11 protein-coding genes are annotated in these 12,135 nt (G+C 71.6%); 9 read left to right on the top strand and 2 right to left on the bottom strand.

Annotated features, from left to right (window positions below; all coding sequences use genetic code 11):
- Positions 1 to 4 precede the first annotated feature (4 nt).
- Positions 5 to 1,678, top strand: a complete 1,674-nt coding sequence (locus tag IE277_RS09195) for an FAD-binding oxidoreductase (protein ID WP_189950375.1) — start codon at positions 5 to 7, stop codon at positions 1,676 to 1,678.
- A 69-nt stretch (positions 1,679 to 1,747) separates the two neighbouring features.
- Here IE277_RS09195 and IE277_RS09190 read toward each other — a convergent pair whose 3' ends face one another.
- Positions 1,748 to 2,062 (bottom strand): ArsR/SmtB family transcription factor, encoded by a 315-nt coding sequence (locus IE277_RS09190; RefSeq protein ID WP_189950373.1) that lies wholly within the window; start codon positions 2,060 to 2,062, stop codon positions 1,748 to 1,750.
- A 119-nt stretch (positions 2,063 to 2,181) separates the two neighbouring features.
- Between IE277_RS09190 and IE277_RS09185 the strand changes: the two genes are divergently transcribed.
- The 4 genes from IE277_RS09185 to IE277_RS09170 all read left to right on the top strand — a co-directional run bounded on the left by IE277_RS09185 (position 2,182) and on the right by IE277_RS09170 (position 7,097).
- The gene (locus IE277_RS09185; protein WP_229881059.1) at positions 2,182 to 3,720 is read left to right on the top strand and encodes an FAD-dependent monooxygenase; all 1,539 of its coding nucleotides are present in this window, start codon (positions 2,182 to 2,184) and stop codon (positions 3,718 to 3,720) included.
- Between the two features lie 158 nt (positions 3,721 to 3,878).
- On the top strand, positions 3,879 to 5,129 hold the full coding sequence (locus IE277_RS09180; RefSeq protein ID WP_189950928.1) for a sensor histidine kinase: 1,251 nt from the start codon (positions 3,879 to 3,881) through the stop codon (positions 5,127 to 5,129).
- 62 nt (positions 5,130 to 5,191) lie between these two features.
- A complete protein-coding gene (locus IE277_RS09175) occupies positions 5,192 to 5,863 on the top strand; it encodes a response regulator (RefSeq protein WP_189950371.1) in 672 nt (223 codons plus the stop codon).
- 52 nt (positions 5,864 to 5,915) lie between these two features.
- Complete coding sequence (locus tag IE277_RS09170; RefSeq protein ID WP_189950369.1) at positions 5,916 to 7,097, top strand: cytochrome P450 family protein; 1,182 nt, start codon at positions 5,916 to 5,918, stop codon at positions 7,095 to 7,097.
- A gap of 71 nt (positions 7,098 to 7,168) precedes the next feature.
- On the opposite strand, the gene IE277_RS09165 is transcribed toward IE277_RS09170, so the two are convergent.
- Positions 7,169 to 8,191 (bottom strand): Gfo/Idh/MocA family oxidoreductase, encoded by a 1,023-nt coding sequence (locus IE277_RS09165; RefSeq protein WP_189950367.1) that lies wholly within the window; start codon positions 8,189 to 8,191, stop codon positions 7,169 to 7,171.
- 118 nt (positions 8,192 to 8,309) lie between these two features.
- Between IE277_RS09165 and IE277_RS09160 the strand changes: the two genes are divergently transcribed.
- The 4 genes from IE277_RS09160 (at position 8,310) to IE277_RS09145 (ending at position 12,078) form a co-directional block, all read left to right on the top strand.
- Positions 8,310 to 9,059 (top strand): GntR family transcriptional regulator, encoded by a 750-nt coding sequence (locus IE277_RS09160; protein WP_189950926.1) that lies wholly within the window; start codon positions 8,310 to 8,312, stop codon positions 9,057 to 9,059.
- A 198-nt stretch (positions 9,060 to 9,257) separates the two neighbouring features.
- On the top strand, positions 9,258 to 10,262 hold the full coding sequence (locus IE277_RS09155) for a sugar ABC transporter substrate-binding protein (RefSeq protein ID WP_189950366.1): 1,005 nt from the start codon (positions 9,258 to 9,260) through the stop codon (positions 10,260 to 10,262).
- A complete protein-coding gene (locus tag IE277_RS09150) occupies positions 10,259 to 11,290 on the top strand; it encodes an ABC transporter permease (RefSeq protein ID WP_189950364.1) in 1,032 nt (343 codons plus the stop codon). The genes IE277_RS09155 and IE277_RS09150 overlap by 4 nt, the downstream gene beginning before the upstream one ends.
- Positions 11,287 to 12,078: an ATP-binding cassette domain-containing protein gene (locus IE277_RS09145; RefSeq protein WP_189950362.1), complete on the top strand. Its 792-nt coding sequence runs from the start codon at positions 11,287 to 11,289 to the stop codon at positions 12,076 to 12,078. The genes IE277_RS09150 and IE277_RS09145 overlap by 4 nt, the downstream gene beginning before the upstream one ends.
- Positions 12,079 to 12,135: the final 57 nt, after the last annotated feature.

The raw sequence follows: 12,135 nt of genomic DNA, 5'->3' as shown, positions 1-12,135 counted from the left end.
GTCAATGTCACGTCATGGAAAACAGCCCTCACGCCGCACTGTCCTCGCCGCCGCGGGCGGGGCGGCCGGCGCCTCCGCGCTCGGCCTCGCACAGCCGGCCGTGGCCGCCCCGGCCGGTGCCGCGGCGGAGCAGCCCCCCTTCGTCACCCCCGCGGTCCGCCCGGGCGACGCGCGCTTTCCCGACCTCACGGTCGGCCTGAACCAGCGCTGGACCGCCGCCCCGGACCGCGTCCACCTCGTGTCCGGCACCGAGCAGGTGGTCGCCGTCGTCGCCGAGGCCGCGGCGGCGAAGAGACGGGTGTCGGTCCGCAGCGGCGGACACTGCTACGAGGACTTCGTCTACAACGCCGGCATCGACGTGATCGTCGACATGTCGGAGATGAACCGCGTGTACTTCGACGCGGAGATGAAGGCGTTCGCGGTCGAGCCCGGCGCCACGCTCGGCGAGGTCTACGACCGGCTGTACCGCGGTTGGGGCGTGACCGTCCCCGGCGGTATGTGCTACTCGGTGGGCGCGGGCGGACATGTCGCCGGCGGTGGCTGGGGGCTGCTGTGCCGCCGCGACGGACTGATCGTGGACCATCTGTACGCGGTCGAGGTCGTGACGGTGGACGGCACCGGATCCGCCAAGGCGGTCATCGCCACGCGCGAGGACACCGGACACCTCCACGACCTGTGGTGGGCGCACACGGGCGGGGGCGGCGGAAGCTTCGGGATCGTCACGCGCTACTGGTTCCGCTCCCCGAAGGCCCAGGGCGACGAGCCCTCTGGCCTGCTGCCCAAGCCGCCGGCAGAGGTCCTCGTCAGCGCCCTGTCCTGGCCGTGGGCGAAGATGACACAGGCCGACTTCACCACGCTGGTGCGCAACTTCGGCGCCTGGCACGAGGCCCATGGCGCACCGGGCGACACGGGCGGGCTGGTCTCCCTGCTCAATCTGAACCACCGCTCAGGCGGGGAGATCGGGCTGCTCACGCAGGTGACGGGGGACACCCCGAACGCCGAGGGCGTGCTGCAGGACTACCTCGACTTCATCGGCCGGGGCATGACGGTCGCTCCCGAGCGGCCCTCGGAGAACTCCAGCGAACACGGTCCGCTCGCCAACTTCTTCGTGCCCCGGCGCTGGAGCTGGCTCAAGGCCACGCACTACCTCGGCACGAGCAACCAGGTGATGACGAACCCCGTGCTGCGGGGCGACGAGAAGTCCGCCTACCACCGCCGCGCCTTCACCGACCGGCAGATAGCCACCCTCTACCAGCACCTGCGGTCCGGTCAGTTGGACAATCCGATGGCCCAGGTCGTGGTGAGCTCCTACGGCGCCCAGGTGAACGCGGTGCCGTCCGCGGCCACCGCGCAGGGACACCGCGACTCGGTGTTCAAGGTGCTGTACCAGACCAACTGGACCGAGGCGGAGGACGACGCCGTCAACCTCGCCTGGCTGCGCGCCCTGTACCAGGAGACGTACGAGGACAAGGGCGGGGTGCCGGTACCGGACGAGCAGACCTCCGGGTGCTTCGTGAACTACTGCGACATCGACCTCGGCGACGCGAGGTACAACACATCCAAGGTGCCCTGGCACGACCTGTACTGGGGCGCCAACTACCCGCACCTGCAGCAGGTCAAGGCGTACTGGGACCCGACCGACTTCTTCCGCCACGGACAGTCGGTCCGCCTGCCCTGACGTACCACCGCCCCTCGCCCCTGGTCCGGCCGGACCAGGGGCGAGGCGTGCCCGGGGACCAGGCGGGCCTCACCCGGGCGCCGGCACCCGGGCGGCCCGCAGCACGGCGTCCAGGAGCCCGGGGAACCGCTCGTCCAGGTCGGCCCGGCGCAGCGTCAGCGTGTACTCCCGCCCGAGGGCCTCCTGCCGGATCAGCCCGCCCTCGCGCAGCACCCGCCAGTGGTGGGTGAGGGTGGACTTCGGGACACCGTCGAGCAGGCTTCCGCACGGCGTGGGACCGGACTCGGCGAGGGTGCGCACCACCTTGAGGCGCATCGGGTTGCTGAGCGCGGTGAACACGTCCTCAAGCCGGATCTGGTCGGTCTGCGGGTGACGGAGTCCCATGCCGCCATATTACGAACGTACGCGGACCGTGCACCGGCTCGCCTTGCGGCCTCCTTGTCTACGATGGTACGAGTAAATACGTATCTTCAGGAATGGACGCGGGAAGGTGAGGAAGCCCAGTGGCCCGACAGTCACCCCACGCCGGGGGCGAGGCGGAGGAACCGGTCACCGCGGAGGTGGTGATCGTGGGCGGCGGTCCCGTGGGGATGCTGCTCGCGCACGAACTCGCACTGCACGGCCTGCGGCCGCTGGTGGTGGAGAAACTCCCGGCCCCCTCCGGAGTGTCGAAGGCCGGCACGCTGCACGCCCGTACCGTGGAGAGCCTGCACCGCCGGGGGCTGCGCGAAGCCGTACAGCCACGGCCTGCGCGCGGCGGACAGAGCAGCGTCCCCTTCCACTTCGCCGGCATGTTCGACCTCGACCTCGCCGAGGTGAGCGCGGAGGGCCCGGTCATCGTCGGCAGTCCCCAGGCGTACGCCGAGCACATCTTCGCCGAGCGGGCCGCCCGGCTGGGCGCACGGATCCTGCGCGGCCAGGAGTGCACCGGCGTCCACGACGAAGGGGACCGTGTGCGCGTCGGCCTCCAGGGCGCGGACGGCACCCGGCACGAGGTCACCGCGCACTGGGTGGTCGGCTGCGACGGCGTGCGCAGCGCCGTCCGCCGCACCGCGGGCATCCCCTTCACCGGCACACCCGCGACCGTGTCGGCCCTGATGGGCGAGGTACGGCTGCTCGACCCCTGGTCCGCCCCGGCCGGCTGGCAGCGCACACCGCGCGGCTGGACCCTCGTCTGGCTGAACCCGGGCGGGTACAGCCGGGTGTGCACCTACGACTTCCGCGGCCCCGTGCCCGACCGCCAGGCGCCGGTGACCTTCGAGGAACTGCAACAGGAGATGGACCGCATCGCGGGGCGCCCCGTGCCGATGACCGACCCGCACGACCTCACCCGGTTCAGCGACGCCGCCCTCCAGGCCGAGCAGTACCGCAGCGGCCGCGTGCTGCTGGCCGGAGACGCCGCCCACGCCCATTTCCCGATGGGCGGACAGGGCCTGAACACGGGCCTGCAGGACGCCATGAACCTCGGCTGGAAACTCGCCGCCGAGGTCAGGGGATGGGCCCCGCCCGGACTCCTGGACACCTACCACGCCGAACGGCATCCGGTGGCGGCACGCGTCCTGTACAACGTCCGCGCCCAGGTGGCCCTCATGCACCCCGGCGTGCTCACGGACTCCCTGCGGGACCTCTTCCGCGACCTGATGCACCTGCCGCAGGTCAACGACTTCCTCACCGGCATGCTCAGCGCCACCGACATCCGCTACGACGTCTCCGCGCCCGGCGACGCCCTCGCCGGGACGTTCGCCCCCGACCTGCGGCTGAAGACCGGCCAGGGGGCCACGACGCTGGCCGCCCTGCTGCACGACGGGCGCCCGCTGCTGATCCACACGCCCCAGGCGGCCGGCCAGGTCACCCCGGCCGCGCCCTGGTCGGACCGGCTGTCCGTCGTGGAGGCGGTACCGGAGCCCTCCTCCGCGCTCCCTGCCCCGGCCCTCCTCGTCCGCCCGGACGGCTACATCCTCTGGAGCGCCCCCGATCACCGGACCACCCGGGCCCCTCAGCTGACCGAAGCCCTCACCCGGTGGCTCGGCACACCGGCCTAGCGCGGGACACGGGCAGCGTGGGCACGGGGAACGTGGGGTGTGCCGTCGAAAGTCCATGAGGCCGCGACTTTGGTAGCCGATACCCCGCAGGATGCGGCCCATGCCCCGCGCGCTGCGTAGATTGGTCGACCGTGACGGAGAACGGGCTGGGCCACAGCATGGCGAGCGAGGCGGGACCCCGCCGGTGGATGCTGCCCTCGGCCCTGCTGCACGGGCTCGACCCGGACTCCGGCCAGGGCGGCCGGCCGCCCCGGCGCACCGCACGGGACTGGGTCGTCGACACCAGCTGCTTCCTGCTGGCCGTGCTGCTGTACCTCGCGACCGCCACCGCCCTGCTCCAGCACCCGGACGTGCCGCAGGGCTTCGCCGTCGCCGACGTGGTGCTCGGCGCCCTGTCCTGCTGCACCGTCTGGCTGCGCCGCCGCTGGCCGGTCGCCCTGGCCGTCGCGATGGTCGCCGTCGGCTTCGTGTCCTCCACCGCGGGCGGCGCGGGCCTGGTCGCCCTGTTCACCCTGGCCGTGCACCGGCCCTTCCGGTACGTCGCCTGGATCGGCGGGGCGAACCTCGCCCTCGTCCCCCTCTACTACTGGGTGCGCCCGGACAACGACCTGCCCTACGCGGGCTCCGTCGTGTTCGCCGTCCTGCTCGCCGTCTCCGTCATCGGCTGGGGCATGTTCGTGCGCTCCAAGCGGCTCCTCATGCTGAGCCTGCGCGAGCGGGCCCACCGCGCGGAGACCGAGGCACGGCTGCGTGCCGAGCAGGCGCAGCGACTCGCCCGTGAGGCCATCGCCCGCGAGATGCACGATGTGCTCGCCCACCGGCTGACGCTGCTCAGCGTGCACGCGGGTGCCCTGGAATTCCGCCCGGACGCGCCGCGCGAGGAGATCGTGCGGGCCGCCGGCGTGATCCGGGAGAGCGCACACGAGGCCCTCCAGGACCTGCGGGAGATCATCGGCGTGCTGCGCGCCGGGGAATCCGAGGACCCGGCCGACGAGCGCCGCCAGCCGACCCTCGCGGCTCTGGACGCCCTCGTCGCCGAATGCCGCGAGGCGGGCATGAAGGTCGGCCTGGACCACCGCGTCGCCGACCCGGCCGCCGTCCCCGCCTCCGTCGGCCGCACCGCCTACCGCATCGCCCAGGAGACCCTGACCAACGCCCGCAAACACGCCCCCGGCGCCGAGGTCACCCTGACCCTCACCGGTGCCCCCGGCGACGGCCTCACCCTCACCATCAGCAACCCGGCGCCCACCGCCCCGCCCACGCCCGTCCCCGGCTCGGGACAGGGCCTGATCGGTCTCACCGAGCGCGCGACCCTCACCGGCGGCCGGCTGGAGCACGGCGGCACGGCCGACGGCGGGTTCGAGGTCCGGGCCTGGCTGCCCTGGGCACAGTCCGGCGCGGCACCCTGACGACGCCTCAGTACGCCGATACGCCCCCCACGCGCCGCCCGCACCGTGATTACGTAAGGCCCATGACGCCGATCAGACTCCTCCTCGTCGACGACGACCCGCTGGTCCGGGCCGGGCTCGCCCTCATGATCGGCGGAGCCGCCGACATCGAGATCGTCGGGGAGGCCGCGGACGGCGGGGAGGCCGAGGAACTCGTCGCGCGCACCCGGCCCGACGTCGTCCTCATGGACATCCGGATGCCCTCGGTGGACGGCCTCACCGCGACCGAGCGGCTGCGCGCACGGGCCGACGCCCCGCAGGTCGTGGTCCTCACCACCTTCCACGCCGACGAACAGGTGCTGCACGCCCTGCGCGCGGGAGCCGCCGGATTCGTCCTCAAGGACACCCCGCCCGCCGAGATCGTCGACGCCGTGCGCCGGGTCGCGGCCGGCGACCCCGTGCTGTCGCCCGCCGTCACCCGGCAGTTGATGCGGCACGCGGCCGGCGGCGCCGCCGACGCGCGCCAGGCACGCGCGCGTGAACGCCTCGCCGTCCTCAACGACCGCGAGCGCGAGGTCGCCGTCGTCGTCGGCCGTGGCCTCGCCAACGCCGCGATCGCCGCCGAGCTGTACATGAGCGTGGCCACCGTCAAGACCCATGTCTCCCGCATCCTCGCCAAGCTCGGCCTCGACAACCGCGTACAGATCGCCCTGCTCGCGTACGACGCAGGCCTCCTGGAGGACGACGGGCACTGATCGCGCGCCCCGGACGTTGTCGCAACACGCCCTAGGGGAGGACGGGAAGGTCATGGAACGGATCGATCTGGGGGAGTACGGCGACGAACTGCGCCGCGATCCGCACACGGTGTACGCGCGTCTGCGCGAGCAGGGTCCGGTCCACCTCGTCCGGCCACCGGGCGCCGACGCGGACTACGTGAGCTGGCTCGTCGTCGGGTACGAAGAGGCCCGCGCCGCACTCGCCGACCCCCGCCTCTCCAAGGACGACAGCAAGATCGGTGTGCGTTTCCTCACCGAGGACCTGATCGGCCCGCACCTGCTGACGGTCGATCCGCCGCACCACACCCGCCTGCGCGCCCTCGTCACCCGCGCGTTCACGATGCGGCGGGTGGAGCGGCTGCGCCCGCGCGTCCAGCAGATCACCGACGACCTGCTGGACGAGATGCTCCCGGCCGGCCGCGCCGACCTCATCGCGTCCTACGCCTACCCACTGCCCATCACCGTCATCTGCGAGCTGCTCGGCGTCCCCGAGATCGACCGCGAGGAGTTCCGCAAGATCTCGACGGAGACGGTCGCCCCGACCACCACGCAGAGCGGAGAGGCCGCGGTCGTCCGCCTCGCCGAGTACCTGACGGAGCTGATCGCGGACAAGCGGTCCTCCGGTCCGGCCGACGACCTGCTCAGCGACCTGATCCGCACCACCGCCGAGGACGGCGACCGGCTCTCGCCCGAGGAACTGCGCGGCATGGCCTTCCTGTTGCTGGTCGCCGGCCACGAGACCACCGTCAATTTGATCGGCAACGGCCTCCTGGCCCTGCTCACCCACCCCGACCAACTCGCCGCCCTGCACGCAGACATGGGCCTGCTGGACGGCGCGATCGAGGAGATGCTGCGCTACGACGGCCCGGTGCAGACCGCCACGTTCCGCTATGCCGCCGAGCCCCTGGAGATCGCCGGTGTCCCGATCGAACAGGGCGACCATGTGATGGTCGGCCTCACCGCATCCCAGCGGGACGCCGCCCGCTACGCCGAACCGGACCGCTTCGACATCCGCCGCGATCCGCGCGGCCATCTCGCCTTCGGCCACGGCATCCACTTCTGCCTGGGCGCGCCTCTGGCCCGTCTGGAGGGCCGCACGGCCATCGGCACCCTGCTGCGCCGGGCTCCCGCCCTGGCCCTCGACACCCACCCCGAGGACTGGCTCCCCGGCCTTCTGATGAGAGGCCCCCGCACCCTCCGGCTCCGCTGGTGACACCGGCCGGCCCGCAGGTGCTCCGCCGGCGCCGCCGAGGCGGCGGGCCGGGGCGGCCGGCCGCGGCGTGCTCAGCCGTGCGACGCCCGCGCCCGGTCCGGGATCTCCGCGAGTGCCACCGGGCGGTGCTCGCGGCGGGAGCGTTCGCAGGCCTCGGCGATCCGCAGGGCCTGCAGCGCCTCCCGGCCGTCACACGGGTTGGGGCGCTCGCCGCGCACCACGTCCACGAAGGCGTTCAGCTCGGCCTCGTACGCGGGCCCGAACCGCTCCAGGAAACCCGTCCACGGCTTGTCCGCGGGCGGCGGCCCGGTCGGCTCGGTGGACGCGAGCGGCGTACGGTCGTCCAGGCCCACCACGATCGTGTCCCGCTCCCCGGCCAGCTCCATGCGTACGTCGTAGCCGGCGCCGTTCAGCCGGGCCGCCGAGGCCGAGGCGAGCGTGCCGTCGTCCAGCGTGAGCAGCGCCGCGCCCGTGTCGACGTCGCCGCTCTCGCGGAACATCGCGGGCCCGCGGTCCGACCCGGTGGCGTACGCCTCGCTCACCTCACGGCCCGTCACCCACCGCAGCACATCGAAATCATGGATCAGGGTGTCCCGGAACAGCCCGCCGGACAGCGGCAGCCACTCGGCCGGGGGAGGGGACTGGTCACAGGTCAGCGCGCGCACGGTGTGCAGCCGGCCGAGCCGTCCCGCGCGCACGGCCTCGCGCGCGCCCGCGTATCCGGGATCGAAGCGCCGCTGGAACCCCATCTGCAGAATTGTTCCGGCCTTCTCCACCTCGGCGAGCGCCTGCAGGGTGCCCGGCAGGTCGAGCGCGATCGGCTTCTCGCAGAAGACCGGCAGTCCCGAGCGGGCTGCCCGACCGATCAGTTCGGCGTGGGCCGACGTCGCCGTGGTGATCACCACCGCGTCCACGCCCCAGGTGAAGATCTCGTCCATCCCTGGCGCCGCCGTCTCGCCCAGCCGGTGCGCCAGGCCCTGCGCCCGTGCCGGATCCGCGTCCGTCAGGATCAGCGATCCGACATCACGGTGGCGGCTGAGCGTTCTCGCGTGAAGGGTGCCGATGCGGCCCGTACCGATGACCCCGATGCGCATGGAATCAAAGTGAGGGCGAAGCCCGCATGCTGTCAATGCGTATGTCCGGACAATCGGACTACACAACTTCCCGTCAACCGATCACACGGCTACGCTCAAGTCCGTGCCGAAACCAGATGTGGACCCGACCGTCTCGCTCGACCTCAGTGTGGACCGTAGCTCCCCGGTGCCGCTGTACTTCCAGCTCTCCCAGCAGCTGGAAGCCGCCATCGAGCACGGCAACCTCACCCCGGGCAGTCTGCTGGGCAACGAGATCGAGCTGGCCGCGCGGCTCGGTCTGTCCCGGCCGACCGTCCGCCAGGCCATCCAGTCCCTCGTCGACAAGGGGCTCCTCGTGCGCCGCCGCGGCGTCGGTACGCAGGTGGTGCACAGCCAGGTCAAGCGCCCGCTGGAGCTGAGCAGCCTCTACGACGACCTGGAGGCGGCCGGCCAGCGCCCCGCGACCAAGGTGCTGGTCAACACCGTGCTGCCGGCCTCCGCCGCCGTCGCCGCCGCGCTCGGTGTCCCCGAGGGCGGCGATGTGCACCGCGTCGAGCGGCTGCGCCTCGCCCACGGCGAGCCGATGGCGTACCTGGTCAACCACCTCCCGACGGGCCTGCTCGACCTGGGCACCGAGCAGCTGGAGGCCACCGGCCTGTACCGGCTGATGCGCTCCGCCGGCATCACCCTGCACAGCGCCCGCCAGTCCATCGGCGCCCGCTCGGCCACGGCCGCCGAGGCCGAGCGGCTCGCCGAGGCCGAGGGCGCCCCGCTGCTCACCATGCAGCGCACGACCTTCGACGACACCGGCCGCGCGGTCGAGTTCGGCGACCACATCTACCGTCCGACGCGCTACTCCTTCGAGTTCCAGTTGCTCGTCCGCCCCTGACCGCCGCCCCCGATTTCGTCGCAATGTCCGGACAATCGAACGGGCAGGCGCTCCCCGGCTGTGTCATGGGTGTTACCCGTGTTCGATACTGGAGCGTTTGGGGCTGCCGAGAAATGCGGTGGCCCCTCTCGTCCGTCGGCACCCAGCGATCCGCTGGAACACAGCGAGCTGGAACACAGCAAGAAGGGGCACCGCCTCGTGGCACGGTTTCGGACCTGGGCAGTCATCGCGCTGACCGGGGCACTTTCGTTGTCCCTGGGAGCGTGCAGCAGCACCGGGGGCAAGCGGGCGGAGGACGCCCGCAAGGCCGCCGCGGCCCAGGGCAGGGCGGCGGTGAACACCCCGCGCTGGACCTTCGCGATGATCACCCACTCGGGAGACGGCGACACCTTCTGGGACATCGTGCAGAGCGGCGCCAAGCAGGCCGCCGTCAAGGACAACATCAACTTCCTGTACTCGCACGACGACGAGGCCCAGCAGCAGGCCCAGCTGGTGGACGCGGCGGTCGACAAGAAGGTCGACGGCATCATCGTCACCCTCGCCAAGCCGGACGCCATGAAGGCCGCCGTGGCCCGTGCCGAGAAGGCCGGCATCCCGGTGATCACGGTGAACTCCGGCTCCGCCGAGTCCAAGACCTTCGGCGCCCTCACCCACATCGGCCAGGACGAGACCATCGCCGGCGAGGCCGTCGGCGACGAGCTGAACAAGCGCGGGAAGAAGAAGGCCCTGTGCGTGCTGCACGAGCAGGGCAACGTCGGCCACGAGCAGCGCTGCGACGGCGTTGCCAAGACCTTCCACGGCACCCTGCAGAAGCTCTACGTCAACGGCACCAACATGCCCGACGTCCAGTCCTCCGTCGAGGCCAAGCTCCAGGCCGACACGTCCCTGGACGCCGTGGTGACGCTCGGAGCGCCGTACGCGGACACCGCCGTGAAGGCCAAGGCGGACGCGGGCAGCAAGGCCGAGATCGACACCTTCGACCTCAACGCCCAGGTCGCCGCCGAGCTGAAGAACGGCACCCTCGGCTTCGCCGTGGACCAGCAGCCGTACCTCCAGGGCTATGAGGCGGTCGACCTGCTGTGGGCCTACAAGTACAACGGCGATGTCCTCGGCGGCGGCAAGCCGGTCCTGACCGGCCCGCAGACCATCACCAAGGACCAGGCGTCCGCGCTGGCCGCGTACACCGAGCGGGGCACCCGATGAGCACAGCCGCCGATGAAAGGATTCTGCGGAGCTCGCCGCTGCGGAAGCTGCTGCTCTCCCGGCCGGAACTGGGCTCGGTGGTCGGCGCGCTCGCCGTCTTCCTCTTCTTCGCCTTCGCCGCCGACGGCTTCCTCAACGCCTCCAGCCTCAGCACGGTCCTGTACGCCTCCTCGACCATCGGCATCATGGCGGTCCCCGTGGCCCTGCTGATGATCGGCGGCGAGTTCGACCTGTCGGCCGGTGTCCTCGTGACATCCTCGGCGCTGATCTCCTCGATGTTCAGCTACCAGTTGACGGCGAACACCTGGGTCGGCGTGGGCGTGTCCCTCCTGGTCACCCTCGCCGTCGGCGCCTTCAACGGCTTCATGCTCACCCGCACCAAGCTGCCCAGCTTCATCATCACGCTGGGCACCTTCCTGATGCTGACCGGCATGAACCTCGGCTTCACCAAGCTGATCGACGGCACGGTGTCGACGAAGACCATCGCAGACATGGAGGGCTTCCCCGCGGCCCACGCCCTCTTCGCCTCGACCCTCACCGTCGGCGGCGTCGACGTCAAGGTCACGATCCTGTGGTGGCTCGTCCTGGTCGCCCTCGCCTCCTGGATCCTGCTGCGCACCCGCGCCGGAAACTGGATCTTCGCCGTCGGCGGCAACGAGGACGCGGCCCGCGCGGTCGGCGTCCCCGTCGCCAAGACCAAGATCGGCCTCTACATGGGCGTCGCGTTCGGCGCCTGGATCTCCGGCCAGCACCTGCTCTTCTCCTTCGACGCCGTCCAGTCCGGCGAGGGCGTCGGCAACGAGCTGATCTACATCATCGCGGCCGTCATCGGCGGCTGTCTGATCACCGGCGGCTACGGCAGCGCGATCGGCTCCGCCGTGGGTGCCCTCCTCTTCGGCATGACCAGCAAGGGCATCGTCTTCGCCGAGTGGAACCCCGACTGGTTCAAGTTCTTCCTCGGAGCGATGCTGCTCCTCGCGACCCTGCTCAACGCCTGGGTCAAGAAGCGCGCGGAGGCGACGACATGACCGAGACCACCGAGCGCACAGCGCTGGTCGAGCTGACCGGCGCCGGCAAGCAGTACGGCAACGTCCGCGCCCTGGACGGCGTCTCCCTGGAGGTCCACGCCGGCGAGATCACCTGCGTCCTCGGCGACAACGGCGCCGGCAAGTCGACGTTGATCAAGATGATCGCGGGCCTGCACCGGCACGACGCCGGCACCCTGCGCATCGAGGGCGAGGAGACCCGCCTCGACTCCCCGCGCGAGGCCCTGGACCGCGGCATCGCCACGGTCTACCAGGACCTGGCCGTCGTCCCGCTGATGCCGGTCTGGCGCAACTTCTTCCTGGGCTCCGAGCCCAGGAAGGGTGTCGGCCCCTTCAAGCGCCTGGACACCGGCCTCATGCGGCGCACCACCCGCGAGGCCCTGCTGCGCATGGGCATCGACCTCCGCGATGTCGACCAGCCCATCGGCACCCTCTCCGGCGGCGAACGCCAGTGCGTGGCGATCGCCCGCGCGGTCCATTTCGGCGCGAAGGTCCTCGTTCTCGACGAGCCGACGGCCGCACTGGGCGTGAAGCAGTCCGGTGTGGTCCTCAAATATGTGGCCGCAGCACGCGACGAGGGCCTGGGCGTTGTCTTGATCACCCACAACCCTCACCACGCGTACCTGGTGGGCGACCGCTTCGTACTCCTGCGGAGGGGCACGATGGTGGGCCGTTACACGCGGGACGAGATCACGCTGGACGAGCTGACGAAGCAGATGGCCGGGGGATCCGACCTGGAGGCTCTGGTCCACGAACTGCGGCGAAGCTGACGGGGCGCGGGGCTGTGCCGATGTGCGGCTCCGCAGCGGGGCGCGACGAGCCACGAC

Source organism: Streptomyces alanosinicus, from assembly GCF_014650595.1.
In the GTDB taxonomy this organism is placed as follows: domain Bacteria; phylum Actinomycetota; class Actinomycetes; order Streptomycetales; family Streptomycetaceae; genus Streptomyces; species Streptomyces alanosinicus.
This window is presented reverse-complemented; position numbering and strand designations above follow the sequence as displayed.

Bases quoted from the DNA above. Each gene is read 5' to 3' on its own strand.
- IE277_RS09180 (WP_189950928.1), top strand. From the start codon at position 3,879: ATGGCGAGCGAGGCGGGACCCCGCCGGTGGATGCTGCCCTCGGCCCTG.
- IE277_RS09145 (WP_189950362.1), top strand. From the start codon at position 11,287: ATGACCGAGACCACCGAGCGCACAGCGCTGGTCGAGCTGACCGGCGCC.
- IE277_RS09175 (WP_189950371.1), top strand. From the start codon at position 5,192: ATGACGCCGATCAGACTCCTCCTCGTCGACGACGACCCGCTGGTCCGG.
- IE277_RS09150 (WP_189950364.1), top strand. From the start codon at position 10,259: ATGAGCACAGCCGCCGATGAAAGGATTCTGCGGAGCTCGCCGCTGCGG.
- IE277_RS09165 (WP_189950367.1), bottom strand. From the start codon at position 8,191: ATGCGCATCGGGGTCATCGGTACGGGCCGCATCGGCACCCTTCACGCG.
- IE277_RS09195 (WP_189950375.1), top strand. From the start codon at position 5: ATGTCACGTCATGGAAAACAGCCCTCACGCCGCACTGTCCTCGCCGCC.
- IE277_RS09190 (WP_189950373.1), bottom strand. From the start codon at position 2,062: ATGGGACTCCGTCACCCGCAGACCGACCAGATCCGGCTTGAGGACGTG.
- IE277_RS09170 (WP_189950369.1), top strand. From the start codon at position 5,916: ATGGAACGGATCGATCTGGGGGAGTACGGCGACGAACTGCGCCGCGAT.